The sequence below is a fragment of the Albimonas marina genome (genome assembly GCF_029223255.1).
GTDB lineage: Bacteria > Pseudomonadota > Alphaproteobacteria > Rhodobacterales > Rhodobacteraceae > Albimonas.
Map to the genome: position 1 here is coordinate 649,423 of NZ_JARHUC010000003.1, position 16,661 is coordinate 666,083.

At 73.6% G+C, this 16,661-nt stretch carries 16 protein-coding genes and 1 riboswitch; of the genes, 4 read left to right on the plus strand and 12 right to left on the minus strand.

Translation table 11 applies throughout. From position 1 onward, the window contains the following. Positions 1 to 175: 175 nt before the first annotated feature. The 7 genes from P2H44_RS10630 to P2H44_RS10660 all read right to left on the minus strand — a co-directional run bounded on the left by P2H44_RS10630 (position 176) and on the right by P2H44_RS10660 (position 8,080). Positions 176 to 928, minus strand: a complete 753-nt coding sequence (locus tag P2H44_RS10630) for an ABC transporter ATP-binding protein (RefSeq protein ID WP_275763498.1) — start codon at positions 926 to 928, stop codon at positions 176 to 178. Next, complete coding sequence (locus P2H44_RS10635; protein ID WP_275763499.1) at positions 928 to 1,704, minus strand: ABC transporter ATP-binding protein; 777 nt, start codon at positions 1,702 to 1,704, stop codon at positions 928 to 930. The genes P2H44_RS10630 and P2H44_RS10635 overlap by 1 nt, the downstream gene beginning before the upstream one ends. Further along, positions 1,701 to 2,498 (minus strand): SDR family NAD(P)-dependent oxidoreductase, encoded by a 798-nt coding sequence (locus tag P2H44_RS10640; RefSeq protein WP_275763500.1) that lies wholly within the window; start codon positions 2,496 to 2,498, stop codon positions 1,701 to 1,703. The genes P2H44_RS10635 and P2H44_RS10640 overlap by 4 nt, the downstream gene beginning before the upstream one ends. Further along, entirely contained in the window at positions 2,495 to 3,511 is a 1,017-nt protein-coding gene (locus P2H44_RS10645; RefSeq protein WP_275763501.1) for a branched-chain amino acid ABC transporter permease, read from the minus strand. Before P2H44_RS10645 ends, P2H44_RS10640 begins: the two co-directional genes overlap by 4 nt. Positions 3,512 to 3,513: 2 nt before the next feature. Further along, positions 3,514 to 4,413: a branched-chain amino acid ABC transporter permease gene (locus tag P2H44_RS10650; protein WP_275763502.1), complete on the minus strand. Its 900-nt coding sequence runs from the start codon at positions 4,411 to 4,413 to the stop codon at positions 3,514 to 3,516. Positions 4,414 to 4,543: 130 nt separating this feature from the next. After that, on the minus strand, positions 4,544 to 5,815 hold the full coding sequence (locus P2H44_RS10655) for an ABC transporter substrate-binding protein (protein ID WP_275763503.1): 1,272 nt from the start codon (positions 5,813 to 5,815) through the stop codon (positions 4,544 to 4,546). A 519-nt stretch (positions 5,816 to 6,334) separates the two neighbouring features. Next, positions 6,335 to 8,080, minus strand: a complete 1,746-nt coding sequence (locus P2H44_RS10660) for a flavin-containing monooxygenase (RefSeq protein ID WP_275763504.1) — start codon at positions 8,078 to 8,080, stop codon at positions 6,335 to 6,337. A gap of 295 nt (positions 8,081 to 8,375) precedes the next feature. Between P2H44_RS10660 and P2H44_RS10665 the strand changes: the two genes are divergently transcribed. Continuing rightward, on the plus strand, positions 8,376 to 8,978 hold the full coding sequence (locus P2H44_RS10665) for a 2-hydroxychromene-2-carboxylate isomerase (protein ID WP_275763505.1): 603 nt from the start codon (positions 8,376 to 8,378) through the stop codon (positions 8,976 to 8,978). Positions 8,979 to 9,012: 34 nt separating this feature from the next. Here the strand turns inward: P2H44_RS10665 and P2H44_RS10670 are convergent, their stop codons facing one another. From P2H44_RS10670 to P2H44_RS10690, 5 genes are read right to left on the minus strand one after another with little or no spacing between them, the layout of a single operon-like run. Further along, positions 9,013 to 9,993, minus strand: a complete 981-nt coding sequence (locus P2H44_RS10670) for a HesA/MoeB/ThiF family protein (protein ID WP_275763506.1) — start codon at positions 9,991 to 9,993, stop codon at positions 9,013 to 9,015. Next, the gene (locus P2H44_RS10675; protein WP_275763507.1) at positions 9,990 to 10,586 is read right to left on the minus strand and encodes a thiamine phosphate synthase; all 597 of its coding nucleotides are present in this window, start codon (positions 10,584 to 10,586) and stop codon (positions 9,990 to 9,992) included. Before P2H44_RS10675 ends, P2H44_RS10670 begins: the two co-directional genes overlap by 4 nt. Then, positions 10,583 to 11,353, minus strand: a complete 771-nt coding sequence (locus P2H44_RS10680) for a thiazole synthase (RefSeq protein ID WP_275763509.1) — start codon at positions 11,351 to 11,353, stop codon at positions 10,583 to 10,585. Before P2H44_RS10680 ends, P2H44_RS10675 begins: the two co-directional genes overlap by 4 nt. 1 nt (position 11,354) lies before the next feature. Further along, a complete protein-coding gene (thiS, locus tag P2H44_RS10685; RefSeq protein WP_275763510.1) occupies positions 11,355 to 11,552 on the minus strand; it encodes a sulfur carrier protein ThiS in 198 nt (65 codons plus the stop codon). Further along, the gene (locus P2H44_RS10690; RefSeq protein ID WP_275763511.1) at positions 11,536 to 12,537 is read right to left on the minus strand and encodes an FAD-dependent oxidoreductase; all 1,002 of its coding nucleotides are present in this window, start codon (positions 12,535 to 12,537) and stop codon (positions 11,536 to 11,538) included. Before P2H44_RS10690 ends, thiS begins: the two co-directional genes overlap by 17 nt. 117 nt (positions 12,538 to 12,654) lie before the next feature. Beyond that, positions 12,655 to 12,756: riboswitch (TPP riboswitch) on the minus strand. A gap of 184 nt (positions 12,757 to 12,940) precedes the next feature. On the opposite strand from P2H44_RS10690, the gene nadA reads away from it, so the two are divergent. Genes nadA through nadC form a run of 3 tightly spaced genes read left to right on the plus strand, consistent with a single transcriptional unit; the run spans position 12,941 to position 16,420 of the window. Next, positions 12,941 to 13,990 carry a quinolinate synthase NadA gene (nadA, locus tag P2H44_RS10695; protein ID WP_275763512.1) on the plus strand — a complete coding sequence of 350 codons (1,050 nt, stop codon included), beginning with the start codon at positions 12,941 to 12,943 and terminating at the stop codon, positions 13,988 to 13,990. A 13-nt stretch (positions 13,991 to 14,003) separates the two neighbouring features. Next, a complete protein-coding gene (locus P2H44_RS10700; protein WP_275763514.1) occupies positions 14,004 to 15,575 on the plus strand; it encodes an L-aspartate oxidase in 1,572 nt (523 codons plus the stop codon). After that, positions 15,572 to 16,420, plus strand: a complete 849-nt coding sequence (nadC, locus tag P2H44_RS10705) for a carboxylating nicotinate-nucleotide diphosphorylase (protein ID WP_275763515.1) — start codon at positions 15,572 to 15,574, stop codon at positions 16,418 to 16,420. The genes P2H44_RS10700 and nadC overlap by 4 nt, the downstream gene beginning before the upstream one ends. Positions 16,421 to 16,661: the final 241 nt, after the last annotated feature.

Genomic DNA, 16,661 nt, shown 5'->3' on the forward strand with positions numbered 1-16,661 from the left:
CCGATCACGACGAGACGCCCAGCGGCCAATGGCGGGAGGGGCCCCGGGTCAAGCCCGGAGCGCAGAGGCGAGGCGGCCGATGGCGGGAGACGCCCCGGGCCGAGCCCGGGGCGCGATGCCGAGCCGGTCGGGCCTAGCCCGGGGCCGAGGCGGCGAAGGGCGGGAGAGGCCGGGCTCAGATCGAGAGGTAGCGGTCGGTTATCTCCCGGTTGGCCTTCAGTCCTGCGATGGTGTCGCGATAGACCACCACGCCCTTGTCGATCACCGCGGCGTGGGTGGCGACGGCGAGGCAGAAGTGCATGTTCTGCTCGGCCATCAGGATCGTCACGCCCATCCCGCGCAGGGTGGCGATCAGCTTGCCGATCTCGGCCACGATGATCGGGGCGAGGCCCTCGGACGGCTCGTCCAGCAGCACCAGGTCGGGGTTGCCCATCAGGGTGCGGGCGATGGTCAGCATCTGCTGCTCGCCGCCCGAGAGGCGGCCCGCCATGCGCCCCTTCATGCCCGCGAGGATCGGGAACACGTCGTAGACCCGCTCCAGCGTCCAGTCGCGCTTGCCGGTGGCGCCCTTCTTCTCGCCGATCAGGAGGTTGTCCTCGACGGAGTGCTCGGGGAACACCTGCCGGTCCTCGGGGACGTAGCCGATGCCGGCGCGGGCGATCCGGTGGGGGGGCTGGCCCGCCATCTCCCGCCCCCGCAGACGGACCGAGCCGCGCCGCGGCGGCGCGATGCCGGCGATGGCCTTGAAGGTGGTCGACTTGCCCGCGCCGTTGCGGCCCAGCAGGGCGACCGTGTGCCCCTCGCCGACCGAGAGGCCGAGGTCGAAGAGGATCTGGCTCGCGCCATAGTAGACGTCGAGATGCTCGACCTCGAGCAGCGGCGCGCCCGCCTCGGCGGCGCGCGTCTCCAGCGTGGCTGTCTCGGCCATCAGGCGCCCTCCGTCACGGCGTGGTGGTGATCCTGGCCCAGGTAGGCGTCGATCACGTCCTGGTTGCGCTTGATCTCGTCGGGCGTCCCCTTGGCGAGCACCTGGCCGTAGCTGAGCACGTCGATCTGCTGGGCGATCTGGAACACGATGTCCATGTCGTGCTCGATGAAGATCACGGTCAGGTCCGAGGCCTCCCACAGGGCGTGGACCTTCTCGATCATCCGCCAGCGTTCCTCGGCGCCCATGCCGGCCGTGGGCTCATCGAGGAGCAGCACCTTGGGGTCGAGCGCCAGCGCCAGGCCGATGTCGAGGAGCTTCTGCTCCCCGTGGCTGAGGTTGCGCGACAGCGCCTCGGCCCGCGGCGTCAGGCCCAGCAGGTCCATGATCTCCCGCGCGCGGTCGCGGGACTGGGGCAGGGGCGCGCGGCGCAGCATCGAGAAGAGGTCGCCCCGGTGCGCGGTGACGGCGGCGACCAGGCTCTGCTCCATGGTCATGTCGGGGAAGATGCTGGCCACCTGGAAGGCCCGCGTCATCCCCCGGCGCACGACCTCGAGGCTGGAGAGGCCCACGAGCTCCTTCCCGTCGAGCTTCACCGAGCCGCGGTCGGGGCGGATGTGGCCGGAGATGAGGTTGAAGAAGGTGGTCTTGCCCGCGCCGTTGGGGCCGATGATGGCGGTGAGCGAGCCGGCGGGGAAGTCGAGGCTGACGCCGCGCATCGCCTCGACGCCGCCGAAGGACTTGGCGAGGTCGCGGATCTCGAGCATGGGCTGGGTCATGCGTTCCCCCTGGCCGCCGGGAACGGCGCGTAGGTGGTCCAGGCGGGGCCGGAGAGCCAGCCGCCGTCCACGGGCAAGGTGACGCCGCTGATCGCGGAGGAGGCGTCGGAGCACAGGAAGCAGACGGCCGAGGCGATCTCCTCCGGCTTCACCAGGCGGCCCATGGGGGTCATGTCCTGCATCGGCTTGGGATCCCGCTCGCCGTTCTCGAACCGCTCGGCGAGCGCGGGGGTGAGGGTGAAGCCGGGGGACACGGCGTTCACGCGCACGCCCGAGCGGCCCCATTCGGTCGAAAGGCACTCGGTCATCGAGATCACCGCGGCCTTGGCGGGGGAGTAGGCGTGCAGCGGCAGGGCGCGCATCCCCGCGATGGAGGCGATGTTGACGATCGAGCCCGCGCCGCGCAGCGCCATGCGCCGGCCCCAGGCGACGCAGCTGACCCAGACGCCGCGCTGGTCGACGGCGACGACCCGGTCCCATTCGGACATCGGCAGGTCCTCGGGCGACTGGGGAAGCTGGAGGACGCCGGCGGAGGTGACCAGCGCCGAGGCGGGGCCCATCTCGGCGTCGAGCTTCGCGGCCAGCGCCTCGACCGCCGCCTCTTCGCGCACGTCGAGCCAGGCGGCGACGTGGCCCTCGCCGGGCAGGGCGTCGGCCACCGTCTCGGCGCCGGCGAGGTTCACGTCGAGCACGGCGACGCGGGCGCCGAGGTCCGCCAGCATCCGGCAGCAGGCGGCGCCGATGCCGCTGGCGCCGCCGGTGACGACCGCGACGCGGCCGGTCATGTCCATCATGCGTTTCCTCCCGTCGAGGCCGGGCGGCCGCCGCCGGCGGGCTCGCGCGCGGCGGCGAGGCGCCGCTCGCGCCGCGCCTCGCGCCAGTCGAGCGCGAAGTCGGCGATGCCCCGGCGCAGGCCGAGCACCGCGACCACGATCACGATGCCCAGCACCAGGCCGTGATGCTCGGTCACCGCGGTGACGTAGTGGTTGAGGCCCTGCAGCAGGATCGCCCCCAGCAGCGGGCCCAGGAACACCCGGCTGCCGCCGAGCATGATCATGAAGATCGCCTGGCCGGACATGGTCCAGTAGGCGAACTCGGGGTAGGCGCCGGACGCGAAGAGCGCCAGCAGGATCCCTCCGACCGAGGCGATGGAGCCCGCCAGCACGAAGCTGAGCAGCTTGGCGCGGTAGGTGTTCACGCCCAGGAACACGGCCCGCTGGGGGTTGTCGCGGATCATGCGCAGCGTGTGGCCGAAGGGGCTCTGCACGATCTGGCGCAGGATCAGCACGCAGATCACGAAGACCACCATGCAGAACGTGTAGAAGACCGAGGCCGAGCCGAGGTCGATCCCCCAGAAGGCGGGCCGCGGGATGCCGCCCATCAGCCCCTGGTCGCCGCCGGTCAGCGAGACCCATGTGAGGATGATGGAGTGGAACATCATCTGGAAGGCGAGGGTGAGGAAGGCGAAGTAGATCTCCTTCAGCCGCACGCAGATCGCGCCCACGATCAGCGCCGTCAGCGCCGAGAAGCCCACCGCCAGCACGAAGGCGAGCGGGATCGACACCGCCCCCGACTGCATCAGCAGCCCGAAGGAATAGGCGCCGGAGGCGAAGTAGGCCGCGTGCCCGAAGCTGACGAGGCCGGTGTAGCCGGTCAGCAGGTTCAGCGACATCGCCAGCAGCCCGTAGGCGGCGACGTAGATGATGAAGTCCGTCAGCCCCGCCGAGTTCGCGAGGCCGGGGATCGCCAGCAGCACGACCAGGGCGACGACGCCGACGCCCAGGTCCCGAATCAGGCCCTGTCCCATGCTCACACCTGCCGCCCGAAGAGACCCGAGGGCCGCAGCACCAGCACCAGCCCCATCATCACGAACATCGCCCCGTCCACGAAGAGCGGGAAGCCGATGGACCCGAAGGACCGCGTCAGCCCGATCAGCAGGGAGGCGACGAAGGCCCCCACGATCGAGCCCATGCCGCCGATCACCGTGACGATGAAGCTCTCGATCAGGATCGAGAGGCCCATGCCCGGGGTCAGCGTGCGCACCGGCGCCGCCAGCGCCCCCGCGAGGCCCGCGAGCAGCGAGCCGATGCCGAAGACCGAGGCGTAGAGGACGGAGGTGTTCACACCCAGCGCGCCCACCATCTGCGGGTTGACCGCCGCGGCGCGCACCAGCTTGCCGAAGCGGGTCTTGGCGATGCCCAGCCACAGGATCGCGCCGACCCCGACCGAGGCGCCGATCATGAACAGGTAGTAGGGCGGAACCGGCCCGCCGCCGATGAACATGGGCGGCATCGCGAAGCTCTGCGGCATGCCCATCATCTTGTACTCGGCGCCCCAGATGATCTTCACCATGTCGTCGAGGATCAGCACGAAGGCGTAGCAGAGCAGCAGCTGCATCAGCACGTCCCGGCCGTATATCCGCGAGATGAACAGGCGCTCGAACAACGCTCCGAACAGCGCCATGCCGATCGCGCCCGCGCCCAGCGCCACCACGAAGTTGCCGGTCAGCTGGTAGCCGGCGAGCGCGAAATAGGCGCCCAGCATGTAGAAGGCGCCGTGGGCGAAGTTGATCACCCCCAGCACGCCGAAGATCAGCGACAGGCCCGAGGCGACCAGGAACAGCAGCATTCCGATGATCAGCCCGGTGGAGATCTGGGTGACCGCGCAGGCGGGCACGGAGAGGCAGCCGGTCAGCGCCGTGAGGTCCATGAAGGTCTCCCGATGAGGGGCGGAGAGGCGGACCCGCCCCGGCCGCGAAGCCGGGGCGGGCGAGGAATGGAAGAGGGGCCGCGCCGGCGGGTCCGGGTTGGGGTCCGGGACCGTCGGGCGCGGCCGTCGCTCAGGCGTAGCCCTGGCGCTTCTTCCACTCCTGCTCCATGGACAGGATCTCGTCCCAGTCGCCGCGCTCCCAGTTCTGGAAGCCCTTGGGATCGGGGCGCGACTGGCCCCAGGCGACGGGGTAGCCGATGATCGTGTGGTCGTCGGCGCGCATGGTGATGGTGCCGGTCTCGGTGAACGGGCTCTCGACCTCGGCGCCCTTCACCGCGTCGGCCAGGGCCTGGCCGTCGGTCTTGCCGCCCGTGGCCGCCAGCGCCTGGTCGATGAACTGGACGGCGGTGTAGGTCTGCCAGGCCCAGTTGGTCGGCTCCGTCTCCGAGATGTCGGTGAAGCCCTTGTAGAAGTCCTTGTTGGCCTGGGTGTCGGGGTAGTCCGGGTCGTAGCGGAACACCGAGTGCAGGCCGGAGGGGAGCTGCTTGAGCGCGTTGACGATCGGCGGATCGGCGAGCCCGCCGGAGAACCACTGCAGGCCGCCCGCGAAGATCTGGTAGAGGTTCGCCTGCTCGAGGAACGACACCAGGTCGCCGCCCCAGAGCGCCGAGTAGATCGCGTCGGGCTGCACCTGCAGTACGCGGGTCACGTAGGCGGTGTAGTCCGGCTCGAACAGCTTGGGCCAGGCCTCGTTCACCACCTCGACCTCGGGGGCGAAGATCTTGAGGTACTCGACGAACTGCGCGGTGTTGTCCCGGCCGTAGGCGTAGTCGGGCGAGCAGGTCATCCACTTCATCAGGTTGTTCTGCTTGGCGATGTTGGCGGCGTACTTGCCGCCCGCCACCGCGTCGTGGATGCCCTGGCGCGCAGCCCGGAAGGCGGTGGGCTTGTGCAGCTTGGGATCCGCCGTCAGCGCCGAGGTCTCGGAGCAGGTGTGCAGGCAGAGCACGCCGAGATCGCCCACCACCTCGTGGACCGCGAAGGCGCCCGAGGAGGCCTCGGCGTCGATGATGATCTCGCAGCCCTCGGTGTTGACCAGGTCGCGGGTGACGCGCGCGGCCTCGTCGGGCTGGCCCTTGGAGTCGCGCACCACCAGCTCGACCTCGCGGCCGCCGAAGCCGCCGCCGGCGTTGAGCCTGTTGACGGCGAGCATGGCGGCGTCGCGGCTGGAGGTGCCCAGGATCGCGACGCGGCCCGACAGGATGGTCGGCATGCCGATGCGGATCTTGGCGCCCTGGCCGCGGGCGACGAAGGGCGTGCCGAGGGCGGCGACGGCGGTCGCCGCGCCGGCGCCGGCCAGCACCGCGCGCCGGGACGGAGTCGGGGCGTGGGGTCTCTTCATGTGTGCGTATCCTCCCTTGCGCCGGGCGCGTCGTTGGCGCGCGCCCTGGCGGGCCGACGCGGGGAAGCGGTTCCACGCGTCGACGGTTCGCCATCCTGACCAAGCGGTTGGCACGGCGTCAAGGATTCATGCGACCGCCTGCCGCAGCGCCCGCGCCCAGCACAGAAGGCCGCGCCGGGGCGGGCCCGGCGCGGGAGGGAAGGGGGATGCAGGCCCGAGGCCCCGGGCGGAAGCGGACGGCGCCGGAGGGCCGGCCCGGCCCCGGGGCCGGGCGCCGAACCCGCCAAGCCTCGCGGCCTCGCCCCGGAAGATCCGGCGCCGCCGTCCGCGCGCCCCGGGCCTGACCCGTGGCCTCGTGCCTCCGCCGCGAGCCCGCCGGACGGGGAGCGGGGGGCCCCGGGTCAAGCCCGGGGCGCGCGGGGGCCGAAGAGGGCGCGCCCAGGCGTTCGCGGCCCGGGGCGCGCGTGGGGCCCGGGGGCGCACGCACGCGCCCGGGGCGCGCCCGCCCCGGGGGCGTCGTCAGACGCCGGGCGCTTCGACCAGCGAGGTCTTGGCGCCGGCGGGGTAGCCGGGCAGGGGCGGGGCGTCGGGGCCGGTCATCTCGGCCAGCACCGGGGGCGGGGGCGCGTCCGGATCGGCGGGCTTGCCGAGCGCGAAGCCCTCGTAGCCGCGCTGGGCGGCGGCGTCGCAGATCTGGCGGAAGCGCACCATGCCGCCGGCGTAGGGCATGAACACCCGCGGCTTGCCCGGCACGTTCGCGCCCAGGTACCAGCTGTGCCCGGCCTGGGGCAGGAGCGTCGCCTCGGCCGCGTCGTTCACATGGGCCATCCAGGCCTCGGCCGCGGCGGGGGTCGCCTCGATCCGGTCCATGTCCTCGCGCATCAGGGTCTCGATGCAGTCGGCGATCCACTCCACGTGCTGCTCGATGGGCACGATCATGTTGGCGAGCACCGAGGGGCTGCCCGGTCCCGTCACCGTGAACAGGTTCGGATAGCCGGGGATCGCCACGCCCAGCCAGGTCTTCGGCCCCGCCGCCCAGTCGTCGCGCAGCTTGCGCCCCTCGGTCCCGGTGAAGTCGATGGACAGGAGCGGCCCGGTCATCGCGTCGAACCCGGTGGCGAAGACGATCACGTCGAGCTCGTGGACCTTCCCCGATTCGAGCTCGATCCCCTCGGGCACGATTCGCTTGATCGGGTCGGCGCGCACGTCGACGACCGAGACGTGGTCCTTGTTGAACGTGTCGAAGTAGTTGGTGTCGATGGGCGGGCGCTTGGCCGCGTAGGGGTGGTCGATGTCCGAGAGGATCCGGGCGGTCTCGGGGTCCTTCACGATCTCGCGGATCTTGCCCTTGAGGAACTCGGCGGCGGTGTCGTTCGCCTCCTTCGACAGCAGAAGGTCGTGGAAGACCGCGCGGAAGCGCAGGCCGCCGATGTCCCAGGCCTTCTGGTAGCGGGCCAGCCGCTCCTCCGGGCTCAGGTCCAGCGCGCGGTCGGTCGAGATCCGGAACGGGTGCGAGTTCGGGGTGGAGCGCACCAGGTTGCGCACCTCCTCGAAGTTGTCGCGCCACTCCTGCTTGCGCTGCTCGTTCAGGGGGCCGTTGCGGGCGGGCACCGAGTAGTTGGCGGTGCGCTGGAAGACGGTGAGGGTCTTGGCCGTCTCGGCGATCACCGGGGCGGCCTGGATCCCGGTCGAGCCGGTGCCGACCTGGCCCACGCGCTTGCCGGAGAAGTCCACGCCCTCATGCGGCCAGCGGCCGGTGTGGTGCCATTCGCCCTTGAAGTCCTCGAGCCCCGGGATGTTGGGCACGTTGGCCGAGCTGAGGCAGCCCACCGCGGTGATCAGCCAGCGGCAGGCGAAGCGCTCGCCGGCCTCGGTCGTCACGGTCCAGAGCTTCGAGGCCTCGTCCCAGGACGCGGCCGAGACGCGGGTCGAGAGCTGGATGTCCGGGCGCAGGTTAAGCGTGTCGGCGACGTGGTTGAGGTAGGCGCGGATCTCCTCCTGCCCCGGGTAGCGCTCGGAATAGTCCCAGCTCTCGTGCAGCTCCTTCGAGAAGAAGTAGCGGTAGGAGTGGCTCTCGCTGTCGCAGCGCGCGCCGGGGTAGCGGTTCCAGTACCAGGTGCCGCCGACGCCGTCGGCGGTCTCGAGCACGCGGGCCTTCAGCCCGAGGCGGTCGCGCAGCAGGTGGAGCTGGTAGAGCCCCGCGAACCCCGCGCCGACGATCACGGCGTCGAGGGATTTGGGGGCGTCTGCGGCGGCTTGGGTCATCTGGGTCTCCTCCCGGGTCGCGTCTGGGCGACTCCTGATTATGGGGCCCGCGGGCGGGCCGGCGCGGGGGCGGCCGCGGAGCGCGGGGTCGGCTGGGAGTTTCCGTCGAGGAGGGGGCCGATTGCAAGGCCCGCTTACGAAGCCGTTGCCAAGCGGGGCGGCGGCCGCCACGCTCGGGCGCTCTGGAGAACAAGAGGTCCGCGCCCACGGGGCGACGGGCCGGGGAGGATGAGATGGCCGATCTGGACGGGGCGCCCCGGGGCGCCGGGGGCCTGCGCCGGCGGAGGGTCGCGCGATGAGCCGGCCCGTGGTGCGCGCCTACACCGACTACAAGAGCCCCTACGCCTACGTGGCGCTGGCCCCGACGCTGGAGATGGCCGCGCGGCACGGGGCGACGCTCGAGTGGCTGCCCTACACCCTGCGCATCGCCGAGTTCATGGGCACGGTCGAGGCCCGCACCCCGCATTTCTGGCGCAAGGTGCGCTACGCCTACATGGACGCGCGGCGCTACGCGAACCTGCAGGGGCTGACGCTGAAGGGGCCGCGGCGGATCTACGACGGCTACTGGTCGAACGCCGGCATGCTGTTCGCCCAGCGGGCGGGGATCTTCGAGGGCTATCACCAGGCGGTGTTCGAGAAGTTCTGGCGCCACGAGCTGGACGTCGATTCCCCCGAGGACATCTGCGCCGAGATCGGGGCCCAGGGCGGCGACGCCGAGGCCTTCCGCGCCTACGCCGAGGGCGAGGGCCGCGAGGAGCAGGCCCGCATCGTGACCGAGGCCGAGGAACTGGGCGTCTTCGGCGTCCCCAGCTTCGTCTACGAGGGGGAGCTGTTCTGGGGCGGCGACCGGCTGTGGATGCTCGAGGCGCGGCTGGAGGAACGCGGGGCGGCGGGCTGAGGGCCGGGCAGGGGCGCGCCGGGCGCGCGCCCCCTCAGCCCGGACCCTCGGGGGCGCCCAGGGCGACGAGGGCGATCTCGCCGGGCCAGACCGCGGACAGGCGCTCGGCGGCGCGCCAGGCGCGCAGGCCGGAGCGGCAGCACAGCACCGCGCGCTGGCCGGGGGCGGGGACGGGGCCGTCGGGGCCGAAGGCGGTGGCGGGCAGTCGCAGGGCGCCCGCGCGGACCAGCGGCCCCTCGTGCGGTTCGCGCAGGTCCACCAGGAAGTCGCCGGGCGCTATGGCCGAGGGGGCGAGGAAGCGGGGGCCGCGCTCGGGCTCCGGCACGCCGTCGAAGCGGAAGCCGCCGAAGCGGAAGCTCCGCGCCTCGAAGGTCACGAGGCGGCCGAGGGGGGAGGGGTCGAGGCCCGCGAGGATCGCCACGGCCATCTGCGCCTGCAGCGCGCCGATCACCCCGACCACCGGCCCCAGCACCCCGTCCGCCTCGCAGGAGCCGAGCTGCACGGGAAGCTCGGGGAACACCGCCCGCAGGCTGGGGGCGCCGGCGCAGAAGCCGCCCGCGTAGCCCTCCAGCCCCGAGACCGAGGCGCCGACCAGCGGCCGGCCGGCGGCGAGGCAGGCGTCGGAGAGGATGTAGCTGACCGCGAAGCCGTCGGCGCAGTCGAGCACGAGGTCGACGCCCTCGCACAGGGCCGCGACGTTGGCGGGGTCGAGGGCGAGGGCCGCGGGCTCGACCCGGCAGTCGGGGTTCAGGGCCGCGACCGCGGCGGCGGCGGCTTCGACCTTGGGGCGGCCGACGTCGGCCTCGCGGAACAGGGTCTGGCGGTGGAGGTTCGTGACCTCCACCCGGTCGGGATCGACCAGGCGCACCGCGCCCACGCCGGCGCCGGCGAGGTATTGCAGCGCGGGCGCGGCCAGCCCGCCGGCGCCGACCACCAGGATCCGGGCGCGGGCGAGGGCCGCCTGGCCCTGCGGGCCGAACTCGGGCACCGCGACCTGGCGGGCGTAGCGGTTCATCGCGTCGCCTCGATCCATGCGCGCACGCGGGCCTCGGGGTCCTCGTTGAGCGTGATGTCGGTGACGACCGAGACGACGTCGGCCCCGGCCGCGAAGGCGCCGGCGGCGCGCTCGACGCTCATGCCGCCGATGGCGACCAGGGGAAGCTCGCCGATGCGGCGCTTCCACTCCGCGACGCGCCCGAGGCCCTGACGCTCCCATTTCATCTTCTTGAGGATCGTGGGGTAGACCGGCCCCAGCGCCACGTAGTCGGGGGAGAGGGCCAGCGCCCGCTCCAGCTCCGCCTCGTCATGGGTGCTGACGCCGAGCTTCAGGCCGGCGCGGCGGATGGCGAGAAGGTCGGCCTCGTCGAGATCCTCCTGGCCGAGGTGCAGCCAGTCGCAACCCGCGTCGATGGCCTGGCGCCAGTGGTCGTTGACCACCAGCGTCGCGCCGTGGGCGCGGCAGAGGGCGAGGGCCTGGGGAATGGTCCGGTCCAGCGCCTCCTCCGGCGCGTCCTTGATGCGCAGCTGCACCAGCTTCACGCCCAGCGGCAGCATCCGCTCCAGCCAGGGCAGGCCGTCGAAGATCGGGTAGAATCGGTCGAGGCTCATTCCAGGAACGCCTTTCCGATCACGGGGGTGGAGGGGGCGGCCATGTCGCGCGGCTCCATCGGATCGGCCTCGTAGGCGAGGCGGCCGGCCTGGACGGCGCGGGCGAAGCCCTCGGCCATCGCGGCGGGGTCGCCGGCCTTCGCCACGGCTGTGTTCAGGAGCACGGCGTCGAAGCCCATCTCCATCGCCTGCGCCGCCTGGCTGGGCAGGCCGAGGCCGGCGTCGACCACCATCGGCACGTCCGGAAATTGAGCGCGCAGGGTGCGCAGGCCGTAGACGTTGGTCAGGCCGAGCCCGGTGCCGATGGGAGCGCCCCAGGGCATCAGCAGCTCGCAGCCCGCCGACAGCAGCCGGTCGGCGAGCACCACGTCCTCGGTCGTGTAGGGGAACACCTGGAAGCCGTCTTCGACGAGGATCCGCGCGGCCTCGACCAGGCCGAACGGGTCGGGCTGGAGCGTGTCGGCGTGCCCGATCACCTCGAGCTTGATCCAGGGGGTGTCGAAGAGCTCGCGCGCCATGTGGGCGGTGGTGACGGCCTCCTTCACCGAATGGCAGCCGGCGGTGTTGGGCAGGATCGCGACGCCGAGGCCCCGGGCGAGCTCCCAGAACGCGGCGCCGGCCTTCTCGCCCCCGGACTCGCGGCGCACCGAGACGGTGGCGATGCCGGCGCCGGAGCGGCGGAAGGCCTCGGCCAGCACCTGGGGGGAGGGATACTGCGCCGTGCCCAGCATCAGGCGGGAGGCGATCTCGGTTCCGTAGAGGCGCATCTCAGCCCCCCTGCCGGGGCGAGACGATCTCGACCCGGTCGCCGGGGGAGAGGGGCGTGGCGGCGCGCGCGGCGGCGGGCACGAAGGCCTCGTTGAGGGCGGTGGCGACCTTGGCGTCGCCGTAGCCCAGCTCCTCCAGCGCGGCGGCGAGCGTTTCGGCCTGCACTTCGGCGGGGGCGCCGTTAAGCGTGATCTTCATCCATCAACTCCGGTTGGGTCCCGTCGAAGGCCGCCTCCGCCGCCATCCGCGCCAGCACGGGCGCGAGCAGGAAGCCGTGGCGGAACAGGCCGTTGACGAGGATCGTGTCGCCCCGCCGGCGCAGGCGGGGCAGGTTGTCGGGGAAGGCGGGACGGGCGTCGGCGCCGTGCTCGAGCAGCTCCGCCTCGGCGAAGGCGGGGTGCAGGGCGTAGGCGGCCGACAGCAGCTCCAGCGCCGCGCGCACGCTGCGGCGGCGGTCGTCGCTCTCGATCTGGGTGGCGCCGAGCATGAACAGGCCCCCCTCGCGAGGGACCACGTAGAGGGGGAAGCGCGGGTGCAGCAGGCGCACCGGGCGCGCGAGGCGGATCTCGGCGCTGCGCAGCACCACCATCTCGCCCTTCACCCCGCGCAGGTCCGCCAGCGCGTCGCGCGCGGCGAGGCCGCGGCAGTCGAAGACGAGAGTGTCGGGACCGGAGGGGGCCTCGGTTCCCGCGACGAAGGTCGCGCCGTCGCGCTCCAGCCGCGCGCGCAGGTGGGCGAGGGCGGCGCGGGGGTCGAGGTGGCCCTCGTCGCGCACGAAGAGGGCGCGGTCGAAGCGGCCGGCGAGGTCGGGCTCCAGCGCCGCGAGGGCGTCCGCGTCGAGCCGCTCGGCCTCGGGCACCCGGCGGGCGAAGCGGTCGAGCTCCCGGCGGTCACGTCCGGGGGCCACCACCAGCGTGCCGCAGCGGTGGACGGTCGCGCCCTGCCGCTCCCACCAGTCGGCGGAGCGGCGGCCGAGGCGCACCACCGGCTCCTCGGCCGTCTCGCCCTCGCAGAACGGGGCCAGCATGCCGCCCGCCCACCAGGAGCAGCCGTGCGGGCCGGGGCTGGGGCAGGGGTCGAGGACCGTGACCGCGCAGCCCCGCGCCAGGAGCTCGGCGGTCACGCACAGGCCGGCGACGCCGGCGCCGAGCACGGTTGCGCGCGTGACGCTCGCGCGCGTCATCGCGGCCCGCCCGGGAGCGGGAGGGCGCGGCGGTCGGCGCGTCGGCAGGTCTGCGGGGTCAACTCGTCCTCCCCCGACGACGGGAGGCGGACGTCGCGACGGCGCCCGGGGGACGTCGTCGGCTCGGTCTCCGTTCCCTACGCCGGCATTGCCCGGATCAGGTTCGATGGGTCGACTCGGCGTCTCTCAGCCCCGGACGGGGCCCCCCAACGGATCGCCAAGCGGTAGCAGCCGGCCGGCCGCGTTGCAAATGCTCTCCCGCCCCTCCGCCGGGGCCGCGGCGCAGGCGACTTGCCGACCGGCAGGGCGGGGGCTATGGCTGCGCCCTCGACCCGCTGAGTCGGGAAAATCGTTGTGGCACAAATATTTGCGTGCATTCGATGCGCGTGAGAGGAGACCGCCGATGACCGCCCCGAACGTCGACCGGCAGGAGCTCGCCGGGCGCTACGACCTCGCGCCCTCGCCCGAGACGGCGCGCCGGATGCAGGACGCCTACGCCCGCATGAGCCGCGTGGTGACCCCCTTCGACTGGGCGATGCACGCCCCCTACGTCGAGGCGATCAACCGCCTGAAGGCCGAGCGCGACGCGGTGATCCTGGCGCACAACTACATGACGCCGGAGATCTATCACGGGGTCGCGGATTTCGTCGGCGACAGCCTGCAGCTCGCGATCCGGGCGAGCGAGGTCGACGCCTCGGTCATCGTGCAGTGCGGGGTGCACTTCATGGCCGAGACCTCGAAGATCCTGAACCCGGAGAAGACGGTGCTGATCCCCGACCGCGAGGCCGGCTGCTCGCTGGCCGAGAGCGTCACGCCGGCGGGGATCGAGGAGATGCGCCGCCGTCACCCCGGCGCGCCGGTGGTGACCTACGTGAACACCTCGGCCGAGGTGAAGGCGGTCTCCGACGTGTGCTGCACCTCCTCGAACGCAGCCCGGATCGTGGCGGCGATGGAGTCGGAGACCGTCATCATGGCCCCCGACAAGCACCTGGCGCGCAACGTGGCCAAGCAGGTCCCCCACAAGCGGATCGTGTGGTGGGACGGCGCCTGCGTGGTGCACGAGCGCTTCACCGCCGACGACCTGCGCCTGTTCCGCGAGGGGCGCCCCGACGCCCTGATCATCGCCCATCCCGAATGCCCGACAGACGTGGTGGCGGAGGCGGACTTCGCCGGCTCCACCAGCGGCATCATCGATTTCGTGCGGCGGGAGCGTCCGCGCGAGGCGATGCTGGTCACCGAATGCTCGATGGCCTCCAACATCTCGGACGAGCTGCCCGAGGTCGCGTTCGTCGGGCCCTGCAACATGTGCCCCTACATGAAGACGATCACGCTGGAGAAGATCCTGTGGTCGCTGCACGCGATGGAGGGGGCGGTGGAGGTCGCCCCCGACGTCGCCGCCCGCGCCCGGGTTCCCATCGAGCGGATGATCGCGCTCTCCGCCGCGGCCGCCTGAGGCGGCGCGGGGGATGGAGCGCATCGCGACCGCCCGTCCGGTGATCGTGGGGGCGGGGCTCGGCGGGCTCTACGCCGCGCTGGCCCTCGCCCCGCGCCCGGCGCTGGTGATCTCTCCCGAGCCGCTGGGCGAGGGGGCGAGCTCGGCCTGGGCGCAGGGCGGGGTGGCCGCGGCGCTGGCGCCGCCGGACGCGCCGGAGGTCCATGCCGCGGACACCTGCCGCGCGGGGGCGGGGCTGGTCGACCCGGCCGTCGCCGCGGCCGCCGCGGCGGAGGCGCGCGGCCATGTCGAGGCGCTGGTCCGCCTCGGCGCGCCCTTCGACCGCACGCCCGACGGCGGCTACGTGCTGTCGCGGGAGGCCGCGCACAGCTTCGCCCGCGTGGCCCGCATCGGCGGCGACGGGGCGGGCGCGGGCATCATGCGCGCGCTGGTCGCGCGGGTGCGGGAGACGCCCTCGATCCAGGTGCTGGAGGGAGCGGAGGCGACGGGCCTGCGCGTCTCGGCCGGGCGCGTGACGGGGGTGGAGATCGCCCCCGCCCGTCCCGGCGGCCCCGGCCCCGCGGCGATCGAGGCGCCGGCGGTGCTGCTGGCCGCGGGCGGGGCCGGGGGGCTCTTCGCGCTCACCACCAACCCCGCGCGGATCCGCGGGCAGGCGATGGGCATGGCCGCGCTGGCCGGCGCGGCGATCGCGGATGCGGAGTTCGTGCAGTTCCACCCCACCGCGCTCGACGTCGGGTTCGACCCCGCGCCGCTGGCGACCGAGGCGCTGCGGGGGGAGGGCGCGATCCTGGTGGACCGCGCCGGCCGCCGGATCCTCGAGGGCCTGCACCCGGACCTCGAGCTTGCGCCCCGCGACGTGGTGGCCCGCGCCGTCTACGCCTGCGCGCAGGCCGGCGGGCGGCCGATGCTGGACGCGCGCGCGGCGGTGGGGGCGCGGATCGAGAGAGCGTTTCCCGCCGTCGCCGCCGCCTGCCGCCGCGCCGGCATCGACCCGGTTCGCGAGCCGATCCCGGTCGCCGCCGCCGCCCATTACCACATGGGCGGGATCGAGACCGACGCGGCCGGGCGCAGCTCGCTCCCCGGCCTCTGGGCCTGCGGGGAGGCGGCCTCGACCGGGCTGCACGGGGCCAACCGGCTCGCCTCCAACGGGTTGCTGGAGGCGCTGGTCTTCGGGGCCCGCTGCGCGCGCGACATCGACGCGGCGCTGGGGCCGGCCGGCCCGGCGCCCGAGGTCGCGGTTCCCCGCGGCGGCGCCCTGCCGGCGCCCGACCCCGCCCTGATCGCCCGCCTGCGCCGGGCGATGACCGACGGCGCAGGCGTGGTGCGCGACGCCCCCGGCCTGCGCCGGACCTTGCGCGAGATCGCCCGGATCGAGGCCGAGGCCCCCGCCTGCGCCGCCCTTCGCCCGATGACCGCGGCCGCGACCCTGATCGCCGCCGCCGCCCTGCTGCGACCCGAGAGCCGGGGCGCCCATTTCCGCGCCGAGCGTCCCGCGCCGCCGCCGGGCGAGGGGCGGCGCAGCCGCCTGACGCTCGACCGCGCGCGGGAGATCCGCGAGGCCGCCCTGCTGGAGACCGCCCGATGACCGCCGCCCCCCTGCCTGACCTGCTGCTCGAGCCCCTCGTGCGCGCCGCCCTGATCGAGGATCTGGGCGCCGGCGGCGACGTCACCACCCGCCTGGTGATCCCCGAGGGCGCGACCTGCCGCGCGCGGCTGCGGGCGCGCGAGGCGGGCGTGCTGTCGGGCATCCAGGTCGCGGCGCTGGCCTTCCGGCTGGTGGACCCGGCGCTGAGCGTCCGCGTCCTGCGCCCCGACGGCGCCCGGGTCGCGGCCGGCGAGACGGGGATGGAGATCGCGGGCGCCGCCGCCTCGGTCCTCTCGGCCGAGCGGGTGGCGCTGAACTTCGCGGGCCGGCTCTCGGGCGTCGCCACGCTGACCGCGGCCTTCGTGGGCGAGACGCGCGGGACCGCGGCCCGCATCGCCTGCACCCGCAAGACCACGCCCGGCCTGCGGCTGGTCGAGAAGCAGGCGGTGCTGCACGGGGGCGGCGTGAACCACCGCTTCTCCCTGGCCGACGCGGTGCTGATCAAGGACAACCATATCGCGGCCGCGGGGGGCGTGCGCGCGGCCCTGCGCGCGGCGAAGGCCTCCGCCTCGCACATGCTGCGCATCGAGATCGAGGTCGACACGCTCGACCAGCTCGCCGAGGCGCTGGAGGAGGGGGGCGCGGACGTGGCGCTGCTCGACAACATGGACGCGCCCACGCTGGCCGAGGCGGTGCGCCTGACCGCCGGCCGCCTGGTCCTGGAGGCCTCCGGCAACATGCGCCTCGACCGCGTCGCCGAGGTCGCCGCCGCCGGCGTCGACGTCATCTCCGTCGGCGCCCTGACGCACTCGGCCGCGGCGCTGGACCTGGGGCTGGATTTCTGAGGGCGGCCGGCCCGGGAGGCGCGCTGGCCGCAGGTCGGAGGCCCGCCCGGCGCCGGCGGCCGACGGCGCATCGACCATGCCGTCGGCGAGCGGGACGAGGACGAACGGGCGCCGGTCCCGTTCGAGCAGGCGGCGCGCCAGGTCCGGGCGGAGAATGTCGAGCCGACGGCACGGAACGACCAGCGCAAGGCGCAGTGGACCAATCCACGCACGACCCATGCCTTTCCAAGACGGGGCGCGT

Bases quoted from the DNA above. Each gene is read 5' to 3' on its own strand.
- P2H44_RS10670 (WP_275763506.1), bottom strand. From the start codon at position 9,993: ATGAACCGCTACGCCCGCCAGGTCGCGGTGCCCGAGTTCGGCCCGCAG.
- nadA (WP_275763512.1), top strand. From the start codon at position 12,941: ATGACCGCCCCGAACGTCGACCGGCAGGAGCTCGCCGGGCGCTACGAC.
- P2H44_RS10635 (WP_275763499.1), bottom strand. From the start codon at position 1,704: ATGACCCAGCCCATGCTCGAGATCCGCGACCTCGCCAAGTCCTTCGGC.
- nadC (WP_275763515.1), top strand. From the start codon at position 15,572: ATGACCGCCGCCCCCCTGCCTGACCTGCTGCTCGAGCCCCTCGTGCGC.
- P2H44_RS10665 (WP_275763505.1), top strand. From the start codon at position 8,376: ATGAGCCGGCCCGTGGTGCGCGCCTACACCGACTACAAGAGCCCCTAC.
- P2H44_RS10680 (WP_275763509.1), bottom strand. From the start codon at position 11,353: ATGCGCCTCTACGGAACCGAGATCGCCTCCCGCCTGATGCTGGGCACG.
- P2H44_RS10675 (WP_275763507.1), bottom strand. From the start codon at position 10,586: ATGAGCCTCGACCGATTCTACCCGATCTTCGACGGCCTGCCCTGGCTG.
- P2H44_RS10640 (WP_275763500.1), bottom strand. From the start codon at position 2,498: ATGATGGACATGACCGGCCGCGTCGCGGTCGTCACCGGCGGCGCCAGC.
- P2H44_RS10655 (WP_275763503.1), bottom strand. From the start codon at position 5,815: ATGAAGAGACCCCACGCCCCGACTCCGTCCCGGCGCGCGGTGCTGGCC.
- thiS (WP_275763510.1), bottom strand. From the start codon at position 11,552: ATGAAGATCACGCTTAACGGCGCCCCCGCCGAAGTGCAGGCCGAAACG.
- P2H44_RS10650 (WP_275763502.1), bottom strand. From the start codon at position 4,413: ATGGACCTCACGGCGCTGACCGGCTGCCTCTCCGTGCCCGCCTGCGCG.
- P2H44_RS10700 (WP_275763514.1), top strand. From the start codon at position 14,004: ATGGAGCGCATCGCGACCGCCCGTCCGGTGATCGTGGGGGCGGGGCTC.
- P2H44_RS10660 (WP_275763504.1), bottom strand. From the start codon at position 8,080: ATGACCCAAGCCGCCGCAGACGCCCCCAAATCCCTCGACGCCGTGATC.
- P2H44_RS10645 (WP_275763501.1), bottom strand. From the start codon at position 3,511: ATGGGACAGGGCCTGATTCGGGACCTGGGCGTCGGCGTCGTCGCCCTG.
- P2H44_RS10630 (WP_275763498.1), bottom strand. From the start codon at position 928: ATGGCCGAGACAGCCACGCTGGAGACGCGCGCCGCCGAGGCGGGCGCG.
- P2H44_RS10690 (WP_275763511.1), bottom strand. From the start codon at position 12,537: ATGACGCGCGCGAGCGTCACGCGCGCAACCGTGCTCGGCGCCGGCGTC.